19 protein-coding genes are annotated in these 22,308 nt (G+C 65.0%); 13 read left to right on the top strand and 6 right to left on the bottom strand.

What is annotated here, in order from left to right:
* Nucleotides 1-181 precede the first annotated feature (181 nt).
* The 4 genes from ahpC to ACFFJK_RS13835 all read left to right on the top strand — a co-directional run bounded on the left by ahpC (nucleotide 182) and on the right by ACFFJK_RS13835 (nucleotide 3,659).
* Entirely contained in the window at nucleotides 182-745 is a 564-nt protein-coding gene (gene ahpC, locus ACFFJK_RS13850) for an alkyl hydroperoxide reductase subunit C (RefSeq protein WP_027864232.1), read from the top strand.
* Between the two features lie 120 nt (nucleotides 746-865).
* Complete coding sequence (gene ahpF, locus ACFFJK_RS13845) at nucleotides 866-2,449, top strand: alkyl hydroperoxide reductase subunit F (protein ID WP_379679877.1); 1,584 nt, start codon at nucleotides 866-868, stop codon at nucleotides 2,447-2,449.
* Nucleotides 2,450-2,544: 95 nt separating this feature from the next.
* A complete protein-coding gene (locus tag ACFFJK_RS13840) occupies nucleotides 2,545-3,135 on the top strand; it encodes a helix-turn-helix domain-containing protein (protein ID WP_379679876.1) in 591 nt (196 codons plus the stop codon).
* Nucleotides 3,132-3,659, top strand: coding sequence for a GNAT family N-acetyltransferase (locus ACFFJK_RS13835; protein WP_379679874.1), 528 nt, complete (start codon nucleotides 3,132-3,134; stop codon nucleotides 3,657-3,659). The genes ACFFJK_RS13840 and ACFFJK_RS13835 overlap by 4 nt, the downstream gene beginning before the upstream one ends.
* 162 nt (nucleotides 3,660-3,821) lie before the next feature.
* Here ACFFJK_RS13835 and ACFFJK_RS13830 read toward each other — a convergent pair whose 3' ends face one another.
* The 3 genes from ACFFJK_RS13830 to ACFFJK_RS13820 form a co-directional block, all read right to left on the bottom strand.
* A complete protein-coding gene (locus ACFFJK_RS13830) occupies nucleotides 3,822-4,553 on the bottom strand; it encodes a UCP032817 domain-containing protein (protein ID WP_379679873.1) in 732 nt (243 codons plus the stop codon).
* 490 nt (nucleotides 4,554-5,043) lie between these two features.
* Nucleotides 5,044-6,081, bottom strand: coding sequence for an IS110 family RNA-guided transposase (locus ACFFJK_RS13825; RefSeq protein ID WP_379679872.1), 1,038 nt, complete (start codon nucleotides 6,079-6,081; stop codon nucleotides 5,044-5,046).
* Nucleotides 6,082-6,449: 368 nt separating this feature from the next.
* Complete coding sequence (locus ACFFJK_RS13820) at nucleotides 6,450-7,085, bottom strand: NAD(P)H-dependent oxidoreductase (RefSeq protein WP_379679871.1); 636 nt, start codon at nucleotides 7,083-7,085, stop codon at nucleotides 6,450-6,452.
* A 29-nt stretch (nucleotides 7,086-7,114) separates the two neighbouring features.
* Here ACFFJK_RS13820 and ACFFJK_RS13815 point away from each other — a divergent pair, with 29 nt between their 5' ends.
* The 7 genes from ACFFJK_RS13815 to ACFFJK_RS13785 all read left to right on the top strand — a co-directional run bounded on the left by ACFFJK_RS13815 (nucleotide 7,115) and on the right by ACFFJK_RS13785 (nucleotide 16,279).
* The gene (locus ACFFJK_RS13815; RefSeq protein ID WP_512700283.1) at nucleotides 7,115-7,360 is read left to right on the top strand and encodes a LysR substrate-binding domain-containing protein; all 246 of its coding nucleotides are present in this window, start codon (nucleotides 7,115-7,117) and stop codon (nucleotides 7,358-7,360) included.
* 398 nt (nucleotides 7,361-7,758) lie between these two features.
* Complete coding sequence (locus ACFFJK_RS13810; RefSeq protein ID WP_379679868.1) at nucleotides 7,759-9,468, top strand: RecQ family ATP-dependent DNA helicase; 1,710 nt, start codon at nucleotides 7,759-7,761, stop codon at nucleotides 9,466-9,468.
* Nucleotides 9,469-9,496: 28 nt separating this feature from the next.
* Nucleotides 9,497-10,570, top strand: coding sequence for a ligase-associated DNA damage response exonuclease (locus tag ACFFJK_RS13805; RefSeq protein WP_379679867.1), 1,074 nt, complete (start codon nucleotides 9,497-9,499; stop codon nucleotides 10,568-10,570).
* The gene (locus ACFFJK_RS13800; RefSeq protein WP_379679866.1) at nucleotides 10,563-12,197 is read left to right on the top strand and encodes an ATP-dependent DNA ligase; all 1,635 of its coding nucleotides are present in this window, start codon (nucleotides 10,563-10,565) and stop codon (nucleotides 12,195-12,197) included. The genes ACFFJK_RS13805 and ACFFJK_RS13800 overlap by 8 nt, the downstream gene beginning before the upstream one ends.
* A complete protein-coding gene (locus tag ACFFJK_RS13795) occupies nucleotides 12,194-14,677 on the top strand; it encodes a ligase-associated DNA damage response DEXH box helicase (protein ID WP_379679865.1) in 2,484 nt (827 codons plus the stop codon). The genes ACFFJK_RS13800 and ACFFJK_RS13795 overlap by 4 nt, the downstream gene beginning before the upstream one ends.
* A complete protein-coding gene (gene pdeM / locus ACFFJK_RS13790) occupies nucleotides 14,674-15,366 on the top strand; it encodes a ligase-associated DNA damage response endonuclease PdeM (protein WP_379679864.1) in 693 nt (230 codons plus the stop codon). Before ACFFJK_RS13795 ends, pdeM begins: the two co-directional genes overlap by 4 nt.
* A 97-nt stretch (nucleotides 15,367-15,463) precedes the next feature.
* Complete coding sequence (locus ACFFJK_RS13785) at nucleotides 15,464-16,279, top strand: glycine zipper 2TM domain-containing protein (RefSeq protein WP_379679863.1); 816 nt, start codon at nucleotides 15,464-15,466, stop codon at nucleotides 16,277-16,279.
* 121 nt (nucleotides 16,280-16,400) lie between these two features.
* On the opposite strand, the gene ACFFJK_RS13780 is transcribed toward ACFFJK_RS13785, so the two are convergent.
* The 3 genes from ACFFJK_RS13780 to ACFFJK_RS13770 all read right to left on the bottom strand — a co-directional run bounded on the left by ACFFJK_RS13780 (nucleotide 16,401) and on the right by ACFFJK_RS13770 (nucleotide 18,916).
* Nucleotides 16,401-17,195: a Crp/Fnr family transcriptional regulator gene (locus tag ACFFJK_RS13780; protein ID WP_379680560.1), complete on the bottom strand. Its 795-nt coding sequence runs from the start codon at nucleotides 17,193-17,195 to the stop codon at nucleotides 16,401-16,403.
* 465 nt (nucleotides 17,196-17,660) lie between these two features.
* The gene (locus ACFFJK_RS13775; protein WP_379679861.1) at nucleotides 17,661-18,305 is read right to left on the bottom strand and encodes a response regulator; all 645 of its coding nucleotides are present in this window, start codon (nucleotides 18,303-18,305) and stop codon (nucleotides 17,661-17,663) included.
* A 143-nt stretch (nucleotides 18,306-18,448) separates the two neighbouring features.
* Nucleotides 18,449-18,916, bottom strand: a complete 468-nt coding sequence (locus tag ACFFJK_RS13770; protein WP_379679859.1) for a universal stress protein — start codon at nucleotides 18,914-18,916, stop codon at nucleotides 18,449-18,451.
* Between the two features lie 388 nt (nucleotides 18,917-19,304).
* Here ACFFJK_RS13770 and ACFFJK_RS13765 point away from each other — a divergent pair, with 388 nt between their 5' ends.
* Nucleotides 19,305-20,171: a protein phosphatase CheZ gene (locus ACFFJK_RS13765; RefSeq protein ID WP_379679858.1), complete on the top strand. Its 867-nt coding sequence runs from the start codon at nucleotides 19,305-19,307 to the stop codon at nucleotides 20,169-20,171.
* Complete coding sequence (locus tag ACFFJK_RS13760; RefSeq protein ID WP_379679857.1) at nucleotides 20,171-22,069, top strand: chemotaxis protein CheA; 1,899 nt, start codon at nucleotides 20,171-20,173, stop codon at nucleotides 22,067-22,069. Before ACFFJK_RS13765 ends, ACFFJK_RS13760 begins: the two co-directional genes overlap by 1 nt.
* The last annotated feature ends 239 nt before the right edge of the window (nucleotides 22,070-22,308 follow it).

The following is a 22,308-nucleotide window of genomic DNA, read 5'->3' as shown; positions in this document are numbered from 1 at the left end:
CGTCCACACTCCACGGATCGCGCCGATTCGGCACGATAGTCCCCTTCCAAAAGGGGTATTGATACTTGCTTGATAGTTAAAATCTATAGCGGGTATCGCATCAATCAATTTCACAAAAGATGCTCAGGTCGGTACACTGGCGTCTATCAAATCTTTCAACCACCCGAAAACAGGAGATTACATGTCCCTCATCAACACCCAGATCAAGCCGTTCAAGGCAACCGCTTACCACAACGGCAAGTTCATCGATCTGACGGAAGAGAACTTCAAGGGCACCTGGTCGGTTCTGATGTTCTACCCGGCTGACTTCACCTTCGTCTGCCCGACCGAACTGGAAGACCTGGCTGCATTCCAGCCGGAATTCGAAAAGATGGGCGTGAACGTGTACGGTGTCTCGACCGACAGCCACTTCGCACACAAGGCATGGCACGACACCTCGGACGCCATCAAGAAAGTGAACTACCCGCTGATCGGCGACCCGACCGGCACCCTGTCGCGCAATTTCGAAGTCATGATCGAAGAAGAAGGCATGGCACTGCGCGGCACCTTCGTGATCAATCCGGAAGGCCAGATCAAGGTCATGGAAGTGCACGACAACGGCATCGGCCGCGACGCATCGGAACTGATGCGCAAAGTGAAGGCTGCCCAGTACGTCGCTTCGCACCCGGGCGAAGTGTGCCCGGCCAAGTGGACCGAAGGCGCCGAAACCCTGACCCCGTCGCTGGACCTGGTCGGCAAGATCTAATCTAGCAGCACCGTAGTACTGTCCCGGGCCGCCGTGGCGGCCCGGTGCATTTCAGGGACCTGTTTCGGTCCCAGGCATCACCGTATTCATATCAATAACGTCATAGTCAAGGAAAACATCATGCTGGACGCAACCCTCAAGAAGCAGTTGCAAGCCTATCTGGAAAAAGTGGTGCAGCCGATTGAGCTCGTTGCATCGCTGGATGATTCGCCGAAGGCGCGCGAAATGGATGAACTGCTCCGCGAAATCGCCGCGTTGAGCAACAAGATCACCGTGCGCAACGACGGCAACAATGCCCGCAAGCCTTCCTTCTCGATCAAGCGCGTGGGCACCGATATCGCCGTGGATTTCGCCGGCATCCCGCTCGGCCACGAATTCAGCTCGCTGGTGCTGGCGCTGCTGCAGGTGGGCGGCCACCCGATCAAGCTCGATGCGTCGGTCATCGAGCAGATTCAAAACCTGGAAGGCGACTACGTCTTCGAGACCTTCATCTCGCTGAGCTGCCATAACTGCCCCGAAGTGGTGCAGGCGCTCAATTCGATGTCGGTGATTAACCCGCGCATCAAGGTCGTCGCCATCGATGGCGGCGTGTTCAAGAGCGAAGTCGAAGCGCGCCAGATCATGGCGGTACCGATGATGTTCCTGAACGGCCAGCACTTCGGCCAGGGCCGCACCAGCGTGGAAGAGATCCTGGCCAAGATCGACACCGGCGCCGGCGCCCGCAAGGCGGCTGAGCTGAACAAGAAAGACCCGTTCGACGTGCTGATCGTCGGCGGCGGTCCTGCCGGCGCGGCCGCGGCGATCTACGCCGCCCGCAAAGGCATCCGCACCGGCGTGCTGGCCGACCGTTTCGGCGGCCAGGTGCTGGACACGCTCGCCATCGAGAACTTCGTCTCGATGAAGGAAACCGACGGCCCGAAGTTCGCTGTCGCCCTGGAAGAGCACGTCAAGCACTATGAAGTCGACATCATGAACACCCAGCGCGCCAACAAGCTGGTCGAAGGCAAGCTGATCGAAGTGCACACCGAGACCGGTGCGGTGCTCAAGTCGAAGTCGGTGATCATCGCCACCGGCGCCCGCTGGCGCGAGATCAACGTGCCGGGCGAGCGCGAGTACCGCAACAAGGGCGTGGCTTACTGCCCGCACTGCGACGGCCCGCTGTTCAAGGGCAAGCGCGTGGCCGTGATCGGCGGCGGCAACTCGGGCGTCGAAGCGGCGATCGACCTGGCGGGCATCGTCAAGGAAGTGACCCTGATCGAGTTCGGCGCGGAACTGCGCGCCGATGCGGTCCTGCAGCGCAAGCTCTACTCGCTGAAGAACGTCACGGTGATCAAGTCGGCGCAGACCACCGAGATCCACGGCGACGGCAAGATCGTCAACGGCCTGAGCTACAAGGACCGCAACACTGGCGAACTGAAGCGCGTCGACCTGGAAGGCGTGTTCGTCCAGATCGGACTGGTGCCGAACGCCGAGTGGCTCAAGGGCACGATGGACCTGTCGGCGCACGGCGAGATCGAAGTCGACGCCAAGGGCCAGACCTCGATCCCGGGCGTGTTCGCGGCCGGCGACGTCACCACGGTGCCGTTCAAGCAGATCGTGATCGCGGTGGGCGAGGGCGCCAAGGCCTCGCTGGCGGCCTTCGACTACCTGATGCGCCTGCCGGTGGAAGAAGAGAGCACGGCCGAGGAAGCCAAGGCAGCCTAAGCAGTCAGGAACGCCATTCCCGTCATGGGGGATGGCGTTTTTTTACGGTTGCAGAATCCAGTTTACCGGATGTATTAATCCAGTATAATGGATTCATGGACATTAATGACCTGATCTCCCGCCGAGTGCGGACCTTGCGCGAGGAGCGGGGTTTCTCGCTCGCGACCCTGGCCGACTTGAGCGGTGTTGGCCGCTCGACCATCTCCCTGATCGAGCGTGGCGAAAGCAGCGCCACCGCGACGGTGCTCGACAAGCTGGCCAGCGCCCTCGGCGTGCCCCTGGCCTCGCTGTTCGAGCCGGCCGGTGAGGGCGATACCGCGCCTTCGCCCGTCTCGCGCGCCGCGGAGCAACCGGTGTGGACCGACCCGGTCACCGGCTACGTCCGCCGCAACCTGTCTCCCGCGGCGCCTTCCCCGATCCAGCTGGTCGAGGTGGTCTTCCCGCCGGGCCAGCGGGTGGCCTTCGATACCTCGACCCGCGATGCCGATATCCAGCAACAGGTGTGGATGATCGAAGGAGAAATGGACATCACGGTCGGCGACGCGCACTGGCACCTGGACAGCGGCGACTGCCTGGCCATGCGGGTGGACCGTCCCATCAGCTTTCACAATCGCGGCGGCAAAGCGGCGCGCTATCTGGTGGCGCTGGTGACGCAGGCAAACTCTTCCAACAGGAGAAATGGATGAACGAATCAGTCACCGTGCGCCGCCTCGGCGCCCGGGAAGCCGCTGAAGCCGTGCAGGGCCTGGCCGACGTGCTCATCGATTGCGTCGAAGGCGGCGCTTCGGTGAGCTTCATGCTGCCGCTGGCGCGCGACAAGGCGCTGGGATTCTGGCGTGGGGTGGCCGATGGGGTCGCGCGCGGCGAGCGGGCTTTATTGGTTGCCGAAGACGCCGGCGGCCGGATCGTCGGCACCGTGCAACTGGTGATGGCGATGCCCGACAACCAGCCGCACCGGGCCGACGTCGCCAAGATGCTCGTGCATCGTCGGGCGCGCCGCGCTGGGGTCGGTCAGCGGCTGCTGGTTGCGCTGGACGAGGTGGCGCGGGAAGAGGGCAAAAGCGTGCTGGTGCTCGACACGGTCACGGGCGGCGACGCCGAGCGCCTGTACGAGCGGGCCGGATGGCAGCGTGCCGGGGTGGTGCCGAAGTTCGCGCTGATGCCCGATGGCGAATTCTGTGCGACGACCTTCTTCTACAAGCATCTTTGAATGCCGCGTCGCAAAGCGAATGCCGCACACTCGTAGCGGCGACATCAGCATATGAAGCGCTTGCGCTGAGCGGAGTTCCGCCGTACATTGAACTGCTGAGATCGGCCAGAAGTGGACATTGAGATCAGTGAGCACACTGCCACAAACGCCAAGTAATGGTGCTCAATCGCCTCCGCCGCACCCACCACCGCATCCACCGCCGCCATCCCCGCAATCTCCACTGCTGTCGCAGTCGCTGTTGGTTGAAGCGACATAGCCGTCCCCGCCATCCTTCCGCCTGCGCAGCGCTTCCGCGTGGGTCTCTTCGGTAATGTAGCCACCCGCCAGTAGCGCCGCCAGCGAGAGTTCGGGCTGGGCGCGCGCCGTCCTTAACCTGCGCCCCGTCGCATCGAGCCGGGTGTAGGCGACCTCGCCGTGCTGGGCCGCGTAACCATGGCCACGCGGCATCCGCAGCCGCGCATCCAGGGTGAACAGGCGGGGCAGCGCCGGTCCGTGGGCGGGAATACCTTCCTGCGTGCGGCACGCCACCAGTGTCCTGATCAGAGCGCCTTGGTCCAGCCTGTCCGCCTTCAGGTGCGGTACCGCGGCCCCGAAGTGGCGCCGGCAGAAGTGCTCGAGGCCTTCCGGATCGTGCCTCAGCCAGGCGTGCCACACCGAGTCCGCCGCCAGCGAGGGCAAGGCGCAGGGGCCGCCCTGCGTGGTGACGTCGAAGAAACCGAGCAGCCCTTCCGCCGCGCGGACGAAAAAAAGGGCATCCCTTGGGATGCCCGGAAACTCGGCCGATGCGCCGTCCCGCCACGCTGCCTCCAGCTCCGGCGGCAGTTCCGCCAGCGCGGTCCGGTAGCCCGAGGTCCGCAGGTGGCGGGTGACGCGCAGATTGTTCAGCCAATTCATCTTGCCTCCTTTGTCGTTGTTATCGGCATCAACAGCGTAAGACAGGAATGTGACAGCAAGATGACAGCACTACACGCCTCTTACGGTACCGCATTTGCCCACGCGTGGGGCTAGCCCGGCCGCGTCGGCGCCGCTAAATTGGAACACCGGATGCGCGGGCGCCGCTCGCCGTCCGAACTCGCCGCCTGACCATGACACTTCGATTTCTCCCGCCTACGGTCCTCGCCCCCGTCTGTATATGGACTCCTCCTCGTTTGCAAACAATCCGTCTTCAGGCCGTGAGGTACGACTGCTCACGTATATCCGGTCTCGTACTGCTGCACCTGCTCCAGGTGCTGGACCCTGATGGGCTATTCGCGCGCTGACTCCCTATCGCTTTGACGGGCTCGAAGGCCTCAGACGTTATCGGGTTTCATCAGCGCCGGTTCGACCTGTTGACCATCATGCGGCTTGTCATGCAATCGTGGTTCGGATACTTCTTCAGGTACATCTACAGCTGTGCGCACGCCGCTCGAGGTTGGTAATCGGTCCCCTTCGTGAGCATTGCCCAGGCTATGCGGGCTGTCTTGTTAGCCAACGCCACGGCGGCGATATTCGGGTGTCGCGTCGTCGCGATGCGCATCACCCAGGTGCTTAATCGATCCGTTTTCGCTTGAGCCGTTCGGATAACTGCTCGGGCGCCATGCACGAGCAAACTGCGCAGATAGACGTCGCCTCGCTTGCTAATGCCGAGCAATCGCTCTTTTCCTCCCGAGCTGTTTTGTTTGGGCGTAAGTCCAAACGAAGCAGCCATCTCTCGGCCGTTGGAAAACTGACTTGCATCTCCGACCGTGGCTAGTAGTGCCGTCGCGGTAAGCGGGCCGATGCCACGCACCTGCTGCAAACGCATCGCCGCCGGCTCTTGCCGAGCAATCTGTTCTATCTCCCGATCGAGCTCTTCAATTCGTTCGTCGAGTGTCTTCAGATCTCGCCACACCCCACGCAAGAGCCGGCGAAAACGTTCGCTCAGCCCGTTGTCGTTATCTTCGAGCCAGCGTGGGATCGCCGATCTTAGGTGTAGCAATTCTTTTGGCGCCACCAATCCATATTCTGACGCCAGACCACGCAGCTGATTGGCTTTCGCTTTGCGCTGACCCATCAGTCCCGAGCGCACCCGGTGCACAGCTTGGATATCCTGTTGCTCGACGGTTTTGACGGCCACAAAACGCATGCTCGGTCGGCTCATCGCTTCGCATATCGCCTCGGCATCGTTTGCGTCGTTCTTGTTGCTCTTGACGTAGGGTTTAACAAACTGCGGAGCGATCAATTTGACCGTGAATCCCTTCGCCTGCAGCACCCGGACCCAGTGATGCGCGCCGCTACACGCTTCCATCCCGATTTCACAGCCCGGTTCGATCCTGTCGAGCAGTGACTTGATCCAGTCTCCTCGCACCAGCTTGCGCCGCCAGACCGTCTTTTCCGAGCGGTCTATGCCGTGCAGTTGAAAGACATCCTTTGCCAAATCGACCCCAACGCGGATAAGCTTCATGACGGACTCCTTCTTTCCAAACCGGTTGTGTGGAAACTCCAGTTTGGCACTTACGTGCCCTCAGGGGGAGGAGGAGTCCATCCCTTTGCAATGGGTCGTTGCAGACGTCCAGCTAGGTCCGCAACTGGCCAGTTACGGACCGTCAGCCACGAATGTTGAAAGCAAGAGAAGCACGGCCGTGGCACATCGACGTCGCCGGCCCGGCGCGGGTAGCGCAGCAGGCCTTCGACATCGCCATGCTGGCCGGCGCCATCCGCGGCGCCTACGACATGTCGGGGCGCGCGCTGGTGCCTGAGATGCTGCCGGAGATCGAGATGCCGCCCGTGCGCATCGTCGATCCCAGCCAGCGGGTCGTGGCAGAACCGGAATCAGTCGATCTCGCTCACGAACTGCCCGAGCGGGCGGCGCACCTTCGGCAGGTCGACCAGCCAATCCTGCTCGGCCTTGCGGTAGCCCAGCGGCAGCATGACCGCGCTGCGCAGGCCGCGCTCGCCCAGGTTCAGGATGCGGTCGACGGCGGCCGGATCGAAGCCTTCCATCGGCGTGCAATCGACTTCCTCGAAGGCGGCCGCGATGACCGCCGCGCCGAAGCCGATGTAGGCCTGGCGCGCAGCGTGCTCGAAGTTCACCTGCGGGCCGCGGCCCGGGTAGGTCGACAGCAGTTGCTGGCGGTAGGCTTCCCAGCCTTCGTTGCGGAAGCCGCGCACCTCGTTGGTGAGGTCGAACATGTGGTTGATGCGCTCGGGCGTGTAGTCGTCCCAGGCGGCGAACACCAGCAGGTGCGAGGCGTCGACCACCTGCGCCTGGTTCCAGGCGACCTCGCGGATCCGGGCGCGCAGCGTCGGATTGTTCACGATCAGGATTTCATAGGGCTGCAGGCCGGACGATGTCGGTGCCAGGCGCGCCGCTTCGATGATGCGGTCGAGCTTATCCTGCGGCAGCTTGCGCGTCGGGTCCATTGCCTTGGTGGCATAGCGCCATTTCAGTTTGTCGAGCAATTCCATGTGGATGTCGTTCGGGTTAAAGATGCGCCATTGTATTTGGTCACGCGATGGGCGTCATCTGGCTTGCCGAGCAGGACATGGGGATCGCGCGGTGTCCGCGCCTGTTTGCGCAAGCCGGCCTGGCGGCAGGACAGCTGGTGGAGGTGTTGCCGCAGCCGGGTGGACGGACGCGGACGTTCTCGGTCGTCTATCCGGCCCACCGCGGCTTGTCGGCGGCGTCGCGCGCGCTGATCGACATGCTGGCGGCGGCGCGGGACGGTTCAGGCGGGATATAGCGCGCCCGGCACACCCGCCCGAGCGCGCCGGTCACGTGTTGCCGATCAGTGGAAGGCGAGCAGCAGGGCGCCAGTCAGCGCTTCGGTCTTGAACAGCAGCCAGGTGGCCGCGCCGGCGAGTGCCAGGTGGACTGCGGTCCAGGTCATTGGGTGGTGGCGTGCCATGATGAGACTCCCTGATCGGTTGGATTCGTAGTGACGATGGTGTCATCTTAGTCACCTGTCCCGACCATAACCATCGGCAAAAACACCGTCGCTTTGTAGGAGTAAAGCTTGTGACATTGTCACGAAGAATTTAGGTTACAGCAGCGCTCTTCTCAAACGTTGAGCTCCTACGGGTGAGGTAGGCTGCGTCCTATATTGTGCGAGGGGGTGGCGGGCATAGAGTAGCGTCCATCATGACCCGACACGAACCCAAACTCCTGCACCGCGGTCTGCTCGCCGTGCGCCGCAACACCATCCGTCGCCTGCTGCGTTCCACCTTCGGAATCGAACAGCTGCGCGACGGCCAGCAACGCGTCATCGACAGCGTCCTCGACGGCAAGGACACGCTGGCGATCATGCCCACCGGCGGCGGCAAGTCGCTGTGTTACCAGATCCCCGCCAAGATGCTGGAGGGGATCACGATCGTCGTCTCGCCCCTGATCTCGCTGATGAAGGACCAGCTCGAGAAACTGGAAGAGCTGGGCATCCGCTCGGTCCAGGTCAACAGCAGCCTGAACGCCGAAGAAGAGGCGGCCGCCATCGAGGCGATCGCCAGCGAAGCCTGCGAGATCGTGTTCTGCACGCCGGAACGCCTGGTCTCGCCCGAATTCATCGAGGTGCTAAAGCAGGTCACGCTCGACATCGTCGTCGTCGACGAAGCCCACTGCATCTCGCAATGGGGCCATGATTTCCGCCCGGCCTACATCGGCCTGTCTGCCGTCCTCGATGCCCTCGGCAAGCCGCCGGTGCTGGCCTTGACGGCAACCGCGACCGAGGACGTCATGGCCGACATCGGCAAGCAGCTGGGCCGCAAGCTGAATGTCATCAACACGGGCATCTACCGGCCCAACCTGCACTACAGCGTGGTCCAGGTGACCAATCCGCAGGAAAAGCTGACCCAGGCACTGAAGCTGGTGCGGGAAACCGAGGGCATCGGCATCGTCTATGCCGCCACCGTGAAGGTGGCCGAGGAAATGCTGGCGGTGCTGGAAGAAGCCGGCGAATCGGTCACGATCTACCACGGCAAGCTGGCAGCAAGCGAGCGCAAGCAGAACCAGGACATGTTCATGAACGGCGAACGGCGCGTGATGGTGGCGACCAATGCCTTCGGCATGGGCATCGACAAGAGCGACACCCGCTTCGTGATCCACCTGCAGATTCCCGCCAACCTCGAGTCCTATTACCAGGAATCGGGCCGCGCCGGACGCGACGGGCTGGATGCAAAGTGCACCCTGCTGTTCCTGCAGGACGACAAGCGCATCCAGCAGTTTTTCCTGGTCAAGCACTATCCCACCGAGGCCGAGCTGCAGACCGTGTACACCATGGCGCGCGAGCTGGCGGCAAGCGGGCCGCTCACCTGCGACCGGCTGGAGACGGCGCTGGAGGAAGCGGGCGAAGCCAAGCTCAAGGTCTGCCTCAAGCTGCTCAAGGACGCCAGGCTGCTGCGCCAGAACCGCAAGCTCGAGTTCCTGGTTTCCAGCAAGGAGCCTGAACCGGGAGTGTTCGGCAAACTGGCCGAAGTCTATGTCCAGAAGGCCGAACGGGAACGCGAAGCGCTCGAGCAGATGGTAGGCTATGCGGTAAGCGGCTTCTGCCGCTGGAAGCTGCTGCTGGATTACTTCGGCGACGAGGTCGAGGGCTTCGAGAAGTGCTGCAAGTGCGATAACTGCCTGAATCCGCCGGCGCTGTCGCTGACCGAAGAGATCGAGATTCGCGACGATGAGTTCAACCGCGAACCGGCGCCCGAGCCGGCTGGAGCGGGCTTCGAGGTCGGCGGGCGCGCCAGGGCGCCGAAGTATGGGGACGGCACGGTGACCGCCGTCGCCGGCGACCAGGTGACGATGGAATTTCCTGGCCAGGAAGAACCGCACACTTTCCTGGCAAGTTATCTCGAGCCGCTGTAAGGCGCCGGAGAACCGAGAAAGGAGCTGCATGGGAGACATGGTCGTCGTCCGCAAGGAGGGGCTGTACTGCGTGCCGGGCGGGTTCTACATCGACCCGTGGCGCCCGGTCGACCGGGCCGTGATCACGCATGCCCACGGCGACCATGCGCGCTACGGCCACGGGCACTACCTGTCGGCGGCTTCCGGCGTGGATGTGCTGAAGTCGCGCTTGGGCGACATCCACGTCCAGGGCCTGGAGTACGGCGAGACCGTCACGCACAACGGCGTCGCCATCTCGCTGCACCCGGCCGGTCACGTGCTCGGCTCGGCGCAAGTGCGCATGGCGTGCGGCGGCGAGGTCTGGGTCGCCTCGGGCGACTACAAGGTGGAGCCCGATAAAACCTGCGCGCCCTTCGAGCCGGTGCGCTGCGACACCTTCATCACCGAATCGACCTTCGGCCTGCCGATCTATCGCTGGGAGCCGGAACAGCAGGTCATCGACGAGATCAACGCCTGGTGGCGCCGCAACGCCGACGAAGGGCGCTGCAGCGTCGTCTTCGCCTATGCCTTCGGCAAGGCGCAGCGTATCCTCTCGCGCCTGGACCCGTCGATCGGGCCGATCGTCTGCCATGGCGCGGTCGAGCCGCTCAACCGGGTGTACCGCGCGGGCGGCGTGGCGCTGCCCGACACCGTGATGGTGAGCGAGATCGACAAGGCGGCGCTGCGGCGCGCCATCGTCATCGCGCCGCCGTCCGCCAGCGGTTCGCCCTGGATGAAGCGCTTCGGCGACTACAGCGATTCCTTCGCCAGCGGCTGGATGCTGCTGCGCGGCGCGCGCCGGCGGCGCGGCGTGGACCGCGGCTTCGTGCTGTCCGACCATGCCGACTGGCCCGGCCTGATGAGCGCCATCAAGGCTACCCAAGCCCAGCAGGTCATCGTCACCCACGGCTCGATCCCGACCATGGTGCGCTGGCTGTGCCAGAACGGGCTCGATGCCAAGGGTTTCGATACCGAATACGGCGACGAGGAAGAGGACGAGGCGCTGCCGCCCACGGGCGCGGCGGCCTCGAAGGACGCAGCCGAACCCGCCGCGGAGGCGCCATCGGGAGAATCCGATGCGTGAATTCGCCCGGCTGTACGCGGAGCTGGACGAGACCACCTCCACCACCCGCAAGCTCGACGCCCTGCAATCCTATTTTTCGCATGCCGCCCCCGAGAACGCCGCCTGGGCGGTGTACTTCCTGGCCGGCGGCAAGCCGCGCCAGGCGGTGCCGACCAAATTGCTGCGCCAGTACGCGATCGAATACGCCGGCCTGGACGAATGGCTGTTCGACGAGTCCTACCATGCGGTGGGCGACATGGCCGAGACCATCGCCCACATCCTGCCGCCGCCGGGCCGGCGCAGCGAGGCCGGGCTGGCCGAATGGATGGAAGGACGCATCGGCCCCTTGCGCGGCGCCGACCCGGGCACGATCCGGGAAGCGCTGTTCGCGGCCTGGGACGAGCTCGACTGGCGCGAGCGCTTCCTGTTCGTCAAACTCATCGGCGGCGGTTTCCGGGTCGGCGTCTCGCGCCTGCTCGTCACGCGCGCGCTGGCGGCGATTGCCGCCGTGGACAGCAAGCTGATCGCCCAGCGCCTGATGGGCTGGACCGACGGGTCGGTACGCCCGACCGCTACCGGCTTCCTGCAGCTGATCGCCGCCCAGTCCGATGACGAGCACAGGCAGCGCGGCGGCCAGCCCTATCCCTTCTTCCTGGCGCACCAGCTGCAGGGCGAGCCGAGCGCTCTGGGCGAGGTCGACGACTGGCTGGTGGAGTGGAAGTACGACGGCATCCGCGCCCAGCTGGTGCGCAGGGGCGGCCAGAACTTCCTGTGGTCGCGCGGCGAGGACCTGATCACCGAGCGCTTCCCCGAGCTGGCCGCCGTGCAGCTCCCGGAAGGCACGGTGCTGGACGGCGAAGTGCTGATCTGGCAGCTCGGCGTTGAGGTCCCTGCGCCGTTCGCCGACCTGCAGAAGCGCATCGGCCGCAAGACCCTGAGCGCCAAGCTGCTGGGCGAGCTGCCGGCCGTGCTGTGCTGCTACGACCTGCTCGAGTTCGGCGGCGTCGACCTGCGCGCGCTGCCCCAGCACGAGCGGCGCGCGCTGATGGAAACCGAGCTTGCCGCGATGGGCCAGCCGCGGCTGCGCCTCTCGCCCCTGGTAAAGGCCGACAGCTGGGACGAGCTGGCCGGCCTGCGCCTGGAGTCGCGCGAGCGCGGCGTGGAGGGCATGATGCTCAAGGCGCGCAGCGCCCAGTATGGGGTGGGCCGCACCAAGGATGTCGGCACCTGGTGGAAGTGGAAGATCGACCCTTATACGGTTGATGCGGTGCTGATCTACGCGCAGGCCGGCAGCGGGCGCCGCGCCTCGCTCTATACCGACTACACCTTCGCGGTCTGGGACGGGGAAGGCGAGGAACGCCGCCTGGTGCCGTTCGCCAAGGCGTATTCCGGCCTGACCGATGCCGAGATCGCGCAGGTCGACAACGCGGTGCGCAAGACCACCATCGAAAAATTCGGCCCGGTGCGCTCGGTGAAGCCAACCATGGTGTTCGAGATCGGCTTCGAGGGCATCGCCTTGTCTACCCGCCACAAGGCCGGGATTGCCGTGCGATTCCCGCGCATCCTGCGGCGGCGCTTCGACAAGCCGGTCGAGGAAGCCGATACCCTCGACACCCTGAAAGGCCTGCTGGCGGCGGCCAGCCCATGAGCACGCCGGTCGCCAATCCGGTCGACAATCCCGTTACCGGGCGCATCGATGCCTGGTTCAAGGAGCGCGGCTGGACCGTGTTCCCGTTCCAGCGCGCGGTCTGGGATGCGGTGCTGGCGGGCCACTCCGGCCTGCTGCACGCGAATACCGGCGCCGGCAAGACCTTCGCCGTCTGGTTCGCCGCCCTGCAGCGTGCAGGGTTAACATCCGGCCGCCATACGGCCGGCCTGCGCGTGCTGTGGATCACGCCGATGCGCGCGCTCGCCGCCGACACCCAGCGCGCGCTGGAAGAATCCGCCGCCCAGCTCATGCCCGAGTGGAAGATCGGCGCCCGCACCGGCGACACCGGCTCGGCCGAGCGCGCGCGCCAGTCCAGGAGCATGCCCGCCACCCTGGTGACGACGCCGGAGAGCCTGTCCCTGATGCTCAGCCATGCCGCGGCTGCCGAGCAGTTCAGGCACCTCGACATGATCGTCATCGACGAGTGGCACGAACTGATGGGCAGCAAGCGCGGCGTGCAGGTGCAACTGGCGCTGGCGCGCCTGCGTCACTGGCGCCCGGAGCTGCTGGTGTGGGGCGTATCGGCCACCATGGGCAACCTCGACCTGGCGCGCCAGGTGCTGCTGGGTGGCGACGAGGGTGTGCTGGTGGAAGGCGACCTGCGCAAGAAAATCGAGGTCGATTGCCTGATTCCGCCGAACGTGGCGCGCTTTCCCTGGGCCGGGCACATGGGCCTGCAGATGCTGCAGCCCGTGATCGACGAGATCGCGCACTACGACGCCACCCTGGTGTTCACCAATACCCGCGCCCAGTCCGAGATCTGGTACCAGAACATCCTGGAGCAGCGCCCCGACTGGGCCGGCCTGATCGCGCTGCACCACGGCTCGCTCGACAGGGAAGTGCGCGAATGGGTCGAAATGGGCCTCAAGAAGGGCGAGCTGAAGGCGGTGATCTGCACCGCCAGCCTGGACCTGGGCGTGGACTTCCTGCCGGTCGAGCGCGTGCTGCAGGTGGGCAGCGCCAAGGGCATCGCGCGTCTGCTGCAGCGCGCCGGCCGCAGCGGCCACGCGCCGGGGCGGGTCTCGCGCGTGACCCTGGTGCCGACCAACAGCCTGGAACTGCTGGAAGCGGCAGCCGCGAAAAAGGCGGTTGCCGCGCGCCGCATCGAAGGCCGCTACGTCCCGAACAAGCCCTTCGACGTGCTGGTGCAGCACCTGGTCACGGTGGCGCTGGGCGGGGGCTTTCGCTCCGACGCATTGTTCGAGGAAGTCAAGCGCGCCTGGTCCTACCGCAATCTCGATGAAGAGGAATGGCAGTGGGCGCTGGACTTCGTCGCGCGCGGCGGCCAGAGCCTGACGGTCTATCCCGAATACCGGCGCGTGCTGCCGGACGAGGAGGGCGTCTACCGCGTGCCGGATGCGGCCATCGGGCGCCGCCACCGCATGGGCATCGGCACCATCGTGTCCGACTCCACGATCTCGGTGAAGTACATGAGCGGCGGGCGCATCGGCAGCGTGGAGGAGTCCTTCATCTCGCGCCTGAAGCCGGGCGACCACTTCCTGTTCGGCGGGCGCATCCTGGAATTCGTGCGCGTGCACGAGATGACGGCATTCGTGAAGCGCGCCAACGCCAGCCGCGGCGCGATTGCGCGCTGGGGCGGCGCCAAGATGCCGATGTCGTCCGAGCTCGCGCATGCGGCGCTGGAAGAGCTGCGCCTGGCCTCCCAGGGCGTCTACGACAGTCCCGAGATGCAGGCGCTGCGCCCGCTGGTCGAGATCCAGTGCCGCTGGTCGGCGCTGCCGACCGACGAGACGCTGGTCGTCGAAAGCCTGAAAAGCCGCGAAGGCTGGCACCTGTTCGTGTACGCCTTTGCCGGGCGCGCGGTGCACACGGGGCTGGCCTCGCTGTTCGCCTGGCGCATCGGGCGCATGCAGCCGTCGACCTTCTCGATCGCGGTCAACGACTACGGCTTCGAGCTGCTCACGCCCGAGCCGGTGGCCTGGGAGCGCATCTTCGACGCGGAGATGGGCAGCGGCGTGGACCTGTTCAGCCTGGAAGACCTGCTCGAGGACGTGCTGGGCAGCCTGAACGCCACCCAGCTGTCGCAGCAGCGCTTTCGCGAGGTGGCGCGCATCGCCGGCCTGGTGTTCCAGGGCTACCCCGGCCAGCCGAAGTCGAACCGGCAGCTGCAGGCCTCGTCGTCGCTGTTCTTCGAGGTGTTCCGCAAGCATGACGCCGGCAACCTGCTGCTCACGCAGGCCCAGCGCGAAGTGCTGGAACAGGAACTCGAGCTCACCCGCCTGCGCGAGACCCTGGAAGAACTGCACCGGCGCCGCGTCGCCTACCGCGAGGTCAAGCGCGCCACGCCCTTCGGCTTCGCGCTGATGGTCGAGCGCTTCCGCGAAAAGGTCAGCACCGAGAAGCTGTCCGACCGCGTGGCGCGCATGGTGCGCGAACTGGAAAAGGCGGCCGCGGCATGAGCGGAGCGAATGCAAACGCGGGCAGCGTCGCGCTCAGGGTGGCGGGCGAGACAGTGCTGCTGCTGCCCGAGAAGGCGCTGTACTGGCCTTCGCAAGCGATGCTCGTCATTGCCGACATCCACTTCGGCAAGGCGGCCGCGTTCCGGGCGCTGGGCGTGCCGGTGCCGCGCGGGACCACCAGCGAGAACCTGGCAGGGCTGGATGCCCTGGTCGATGCGCACGGGGCGCGCCACATCGTCTTCCTGGGCGACTTCCTGCACGCGCGGGCAGCTCATACCAGCGCCACCCAGCAGGCCATGCTGGCCTGGCGCGGGCGGCGCAGCAAGCTGCAGCTGACCCTGGTGCGCGGCAACCACGACCGCCACGCGGGCGACCCGGCCGCGGCGCTCGGCATCGCACTCGTGGACGAGCCTCACGCCATCGGCCCGTTCGCGTTCTGCCACCATCCGGATCTCGAATTGGCGCCGATACAAAGCGGTGCGCCAGGCTATGCGCTCGCCGGCCACATCCACCCGGCCTACGTGCTGGCGACCCGCTTCGACGCGCTGCGCCTGCCGTGCTTCGTGGTCGGGCGCGAGCGCATGATCCTGCCGTCCTTCGGCGCCTTTACCGGCGGACACGCGATCCGGCCCGAGGCGGGCGACACCATCTACGTCACCTCCGGCGACGCCGTCCACTGCGTACGTTAGCGAACTGACTCCTTTTGTGCTGGGGCGTAAGTTCCCTCATGACTGAGTGTGCTGTGAAGCCGGGCCCTTGAGCCGCATTGCCAACCGAGGAGACGCCATGAATTTCCGCAACCTGCTGCACGCCGTATTTGCTGCTGCGCTCGTGAGCATCGGAACGCTCGGCCCGGCTGTCCTGGACGGCGCCAATGCGCATGCCCAGCAATACCAGAACAGTCGCGCCCATGGGCCGGTCATCAATGGATTCAACGTGGAAGAAGTGCGCCGCCTGACGCCGGGTGTCGAGCTGCACTTCGACCTGTACGGCAGCCCCGGCGGCATGGCGAGCCTGCGCATCGACGGCGCGACCCGCAACCTGAACCTCACCGAAGTCGAGCCCGGCCAGTATGCGGGCACCTATACCATCGGTACCCATGACCGCATCCGCCCGGAAAGCGGCGTGACCGCGACCCTGCGCCTGGGCAACCAAGTGGCCACCAGCGTGCTGGGCGAATCGCTGCTACAGCCGGATGCCCCGCGCAGCCGCCGCGGCGAACTGGCGGAGGCGCGCACGACCGAGGCGCGGCAGGCGCGCTACTGCACCAATTGCGCGGTCGTGGAAGCGGTCAACGTGGTCGAGGTGGCGGAAAATGGCAACTACCTGGGCACGATCGGCGGCGCCGCGGTCGGCGGCATGCTCGGCAGCCAGGTCGGCAGCGGCAGCGGCCGGACGGCGGCCTCGGTGGCCGGGGCCGTCGCAGGCGGCATGGCGGGCCGCAACATTCAGCGCAACATGAACCGCAGCCAGCGTTATGAGGTGTTGGTGCGCTACAGCACCAGCGGCGCGACCCAGACCCTACAGTACGAGAACGATCCGGGCTTCCGCATGGGAGACCGGGTGCGCGTGAGCAATGGGGTGCTGACGCGGGACCAGTGAGATGTTCGTAGGGTGGCGGGTCTCCCGCCCACCTACGCCACAGCCGTATATATAAGAAATAAGAAAGGCCGGCCCCTTGCGGGAGCCGGCCTTGTTGTTTTTACGATAGGTCTTTACATGCTCAGGCCGTTGCCAGCACCTGGTCGTCGCCCGGCTGCCCCAGCTCCGCCTTCTGCTTGGCGCTGCCCTTGGTGCGGGAACGCGAGGGCGGCAGGCGGCGCAGGGTCTTGAGCGCTTCGGCGTCCTTGATGCCGATGGTGCGCTGGTCGACGGTGATCAGGCCGATCTCGTTGAAGGCCGACAGGGTGCGGCTGACCGTTTCCAGCGTGAGGCCGAGGTAGCTGCCGATCTCGTGGCGGGTCATGCGCAGGTTGAACAGCTTGCTCGAATAACCCATCGCGGCGAAGCGGTCGGCCAGCGAGACCAGGAAGCGGGCCACGCGTGCTTCGGCAGAGAGGGCGCCGAGCATGCCGATCATGGTCTGCTCGCGCACCAGCTCGCGGCTCATGACGCCGTACATCATGTTTTCGAGTTCGGCATGGACGCGGCCGAGGGCGGTGAGCTTCTTGAACGGCAGCAGGATCAGGTCGCAATCCGACAGCGCCACGGCTTCCGAGGCGTAGTGGCGGGTGTGGATGCCGTCCACGCCCAGCATGTCGCCCTTCATCGGGAAGCTCAGCACCTGCTCGTTACCGAACTCGTCGATGAGCACGGTTTTCAGGAAGCCGGAGTTGACGATGTACAGGGTGTCGAAGGCCTGGCCGATGGTGTGGACACGCTGGCCGGTCTTGAATTGCACATGCTGAAACAGCAATTCTTCCGAGGTAACCGACACGCTGGCCGGAATACGGAGCAGGTCACAGACTTCCTTGAGGTTGGACCAGAGGCGTCCCTGGCGCTGGCGGCCAGCTTCCATGGGCGAATGCATGGTCGGCTGGGTGACGTTGCGTTGTTCTGATGGTGGCTGGGACTGCATGCTCATCTCCAGTTGAAAAATCCTAGTGTTTCAATCGGCGACCTCGGGGCGGAGCGGCAACCGGCGCTGCGGGAGGTTGATCCTGCCAGGCTGGCTCACGCTGGGACTTGGATCGCAAGCAAGTCGAAACGTTGAATTCAGTATGCCAACACGAGTCCGGCACGAATATCAGCAGGTGCTGAATATGTAGGTAGGAGTGCTGATAGGCTTGTAGGAATCGTCCGACCCTGGGCTGCGGCGCCAGAGGGAAGGCGAGGTATCGGGAGGCTGGGAGAAGGGGGCGGGCAGGGCAGGGCGCCCCGCCGCAAGGAGAAAACCGCGTGGCACAAAAACCGCGGTGGTCTGTCTAAAACCTTTTGTTTCCTACGCTTTGTCCTACATTCTGCGCGCCAGCGCTGCCGTCGCTTACGCTTTCATCGGCGACAGGAGGCGGTGCGCCACGGCGTACTGGACCATTTCGGACAAGGAGGTCATGCCCATCTTCTGCATGATACGCGTCTTGTGGGTACTGACCGTCTTGACCGAGAGATGCAGGCTGTTGGCGATCTCGGTGATGGATTTTCCACCGACGAGTAGCGAAAACACCTCGAACTCCCGGTCCGACAACTGCTTGTGGAGCAATTGCTCGTTGGGCGCCATGATGTTCAGCGCCAGCTGCTCGGCCACTTCGGTACTGATATAGGGGCGGCCCGACGCCACCTTGCGGATCGCGCCCACCAGCTGGGTGCCGGCGCTTTCCTTCGTCAGGTAGCCCTGGGCGCCGGCGCGGATCGCGCGCACGGCATATTGTTCCTCTTCGTGCATGGTGAGGATCAGGATGGCGAGCTTGGGCGCTTCGCTGCGTACCTGCCGGATCAGGTCGACGCCGCTGCGGCCGGGCATCGACAGGTCGAGCAGAAGCAGGTCGAAGCCGCCCTGGCGCACCTGGGCCAGTACTTCGAAACCGTTGGTGGCTTCGCCGGCGATTTCGATGTCCGGCGCCCCGTCGAGAATGCGCTTGAGGCCTTCGCGCATGATCGTGTGATCATCGGCAATGACAATGCGAATCATAACTATCCTTCAGGGTGCGAGCGGCGGTAACCAGAGCAGGCTAACACATAATCACAGGGAAATTGTCGTACTTTTTTCACAACGCCACGCCGTCGCGGCCGGTTCCGCGCCGCCAATGCACGGTGGGTTGGCAGCCCTGGCCTTCACGTGCTTGCCGGTTCCTTGATCAGGCGGTGCACCAGCACCGGCTTGGTCGTGTGCGACAACACCTTGTTGGTCACGCTGCCCAGCAGCAACTGGCCCCAGCCGCTGCGGCCATGCGAGCCCATGAAGATCAGGTCGCAGCCTTCCTGCTCGGCGACGTCGACGATCTTCAGGGCCGCGGTGTCGGAAAACGCCGTCATGCACGCATGCTTCAGGTTCGCGTCGGCACACGAGCGCATGATCTTGCCCATGTATTCCTCTCCCAGGCGGCGCATCTGGGCGATGTATTCCTCTTCGCTCGGATAGGAGGGCGGAATGATTTCCACATAGACGGGGTACTGGTAATCAGGCGCGACGAACAGGGCAAGCACTTCGGCGCCCATCTGTTGCGCGAATTTGACGCCGGCGCAGGCCGTATGCTGCGACACGGCCGAGCCGTCGGTGGTGATCAGGATTTTGCGATACATGGTTGACTCCTCCAATGGCCACGCCATTCTGGATTGTCCAGGGCGTGGCGGCGATTGCAAGAACGCAAACTGTTGAGCTCGATCAAACTTTCGACCGGGGTTCCACTGTGCAGGCTCAGCAAGACCACTGCCCGTCGCGATTACGAAAAACAACACCTCCCTTGTGTAAACGATCAGGAACCGTGCGTTTTGATTGTCGCGGAATTAAGTTTCCTTGTCCATTTTGTTGCGTCCTGATCGCCGACATTTACCTGAGGCAACAGCACTGCTACACTCCCATGCAGACTTTTGCCATCCGTTCCATGCCGCGCCGCGCGGCCGGATGGTCGCAGTACCGACCAAATTGCACGCTCATCGCGAACTTATACATCATGGAGAAGCAGGGATTATGACCGACGCCGCTGACGATTTCGACGCATTATTCGAGGAAGTGGCGGCGCAGCGCGCCAACGCGCCCGCTCCGGCGCCGGCCGAATCGGCTCCGGCCTCGGCACCGGCCGCTACGCAAGCCGCCGACGAGGACGACCTCGAGTCGCTGTTCGACCAGGTGGCCGCATCCAGCGCGCCAGCCGTTGCCGCTTCCGCTGCCGCCGTGCCCGCACTGGCCGCCGCCCCGGCGCTGCCGGCCGCCACCATTGACAGCGAGCATGGCATGTACGAGCGCCTCGGCGGCATCGTCCGCCTGCTGCACGATTCGCTGCGCGAGCTGGGCTACGACAAGGCGCTGACCGAAGCCTCGTCGGCCATCGTCGACGCCCAGGACCGCCTGGAATACGTGGCCACGCTGACCGAGCAGGCCGCCAACAAGGTGCTCAACACCCTGGATGACGGCATGCCGGCCCAGGACCTGCTGTCGAAGCAGGCCAAGGACATGGAGAACCGCTGGGCCGACCTGTTCTCGGGCAAGCTGAGCCTGGACGAGTTCAAGGCCCTGGCCGGCGATTCGCGCCAGTTTGCCGCCGCCGTGAACGAAGCGACCGAAGCCGAAAAGGCGCGCCTGCTCGAGATCATGATGGCCCAGGACTTCCAGGACATCACCGGCCAGCTGATCAAGAAGGTGGTGAAGATCACCCAGACGGTCGAGCAGGAGCTGGCGCAGCTGCTGCGCGACCACGCGCCGGCCGACCTGAAGGAAAAGCTGGCCAAGAAGGAGACCCCGCCGGCGCCTGTGCCGCTGATGCAGGGTCCGTCGGTGCCGGACACGGCGCTGAACCAGGATAGCGTTGACGATCTTCTCGCCGATCTGGGGTTCTAATGGACGATATGCTCAAGGACTTCGTCGTCGAGGCGATGGACCTTGCAGTGAATGTTGAAGAACATTTGCTGCGCCTCGAACGCGATCCGGACAACAAGGAAACGCTCAATGCGGTGTTCCGCTCCTTCCACACGATCAAGGGCGGCGCCGGCTTCATGGGCCTGCCCGCGCTGGTCGCGGCCTGCCACCTGACCGAAAACCTGTTCGACGCGCTGCGCACAGGCGTCGCGCCGGTGACCCCGCTCGCGATCGAAGCGGCACTGGAGGCGTCCGGCTTCGTGGCCGACCAGCTCAACGACCTGAACAACGGCACCCCGCCGGAAGGCCTGGCGTCGATGCCGGCCGACCTCGAGCGCATCCTGATGGACGCGATCGAAGGCAAGGGCGCGTCGAGCGCCCCGGCTGCTGCGCCAGCTCTTGCGCCGGCGCCTGCTGCCGTTGCTGCCGTGCCGGCCGTGGCTGTTCCGGCTGCACCTGCCGTGGGCGAGGATGGCCTCGACTGGGTCGGGATGTACAACGCCGTGGTGCCTGCGGGCGCCGCGATTGCCGCGCCGGCCGATCCGTCGGCTGCAGTCGTGCCGGCCGCCGCCCCTGTGCAGGCCGCTGCCCCGGCGCAGGCCGACTCCGCGCCGGCTGCCAAGGCATCCGGCTGGGACGGTGTCGACCGCCGCCAGAACGACAAGGTGGCCGATGCGCGCGCAGCAAGCGCCCCGGCCAAGGACGAAAGCATCCGTATCGATGCGGTCAAGCTGGACGCGCTGCTGGAAGTGGCGGGCGAATCGGTGCAGGCCGCCAACCAGGCCGCCGTGCTGCTCGAGCGCCTGCAGCAGTTCAAGTTCGAAGGCCCGGCCGCCGCCCTGTTGGCAACGCTCACCGAGACGCTGGAGCGCGCCTCGCGCTACTCGGCCGAACTGCAGCGCGCCACGCTGGCGACCCGCATGCAGCCGGTCGGCCGCCTGTTCCAGAAGTTCCCGCGCCTTGTGCGCGAACTGGCCAAGGACCTCGGCAAGGACGTCGAGCTGACCATCGAAGGCGCCGAGACCGAAGTCGATCGCGTCGTGGTGGACAGCCTGTACGACCCACTGGTGCACATGCTGCGCAACGCGCTCGACCACGGCGTCGAGTCGCCGGAGGAGCGGGTTGCCGCCGGCAAGCCGGCCAAGGCCTTCATCCTGCTCAAGGCATGGCAGGAAGCGAACAGCGTCATGATCGTGCTACAGGACGACGGCAAGGGCATGGATCCGGTCAAGCTGCGCCGCAAGGCCATCGACAAGGGCCTGATCGGCGAGAACAGCGCGCAGAGCGACGACGAGGCCTACCAGCTGGTGTTCCTGCCGGGCTTCTCGACCAAGGAAGTGGCGTCCTCGGTCTCGGGCCGCGGCGTGGGCATGGACGTGGTCAAGACGGCGGTGGAGAAGAACCGCGGCGCGATCCGCATCGAATCGCAGCTGGGCGCGGGCACGCGCTTCGCGATCCGCCTGCCGATCGAGCTGTCGATCGTCCCGACCATGCTGGTGTCGACTTCCAGCGCCCAGCTGGCGCTGCCGATGGCCGTCGTCGAGCGCGTGGTCGAGCTGCCGGAAGAGTTCCAGTGCGTGGGCGGCGCCCCGGTGCTGAAGGACCAGGGCCGTCCGCTGCCGGTGCGTTCGCTGGCGCTGGCGCTGGGCTACGAAGCCTGCTCCGAGCGCGTCGGCATCGTCGTCAACGCGCCGCAGCCCTACATCCTGGCGGTGGAAGCGGTGGACGGCACGGCCGACCTGGTGATCAAGCCGATGACCGCGCTTTCCGTCGAAGGCATCACCGGCACGGCGCGTTCGGCCGAAGGCGAACTGGTGCTGGTGGTCGGCCTGTCGTTCCTGATGGATGGCTGCCGCAGCACGGTGCGTTTAGCGGCATAAGTAGTTACCGCAGTGCGCAAAGCGGGGATTGTTTCCACTCTGCGACAAATTCGCATACAAAAGCCTGAGCAAGCCCACTCAGGCTTTTTTTATTTGCATAGTGAGTTGTCTATGCAAATATTATTTGCACGAGTTCCGATTGATTGGCAGGAAAATGCGCTGCCTCGGCTTGGTGCGGCAGTGCACAATTATGGCATAATCAAAAACCGTCCCCGCATAAGGGGTGCTGCGTTCACCGG

This window comes from Massilia consociata (genome assembly GCF_042432755.1).
Taxonomy (GTDB): Bacteria; Pseudomonadota; Gammaproteobacteria; order Burkholderiales; family Burkholderiaceae_D; genus Telluria; species Telluria consociata.
The sequence above is the reverse complement of the archived record's forward strand: the minus strand, read 5'-3'. Positions and strand labels throughout refer to the sequence as shown.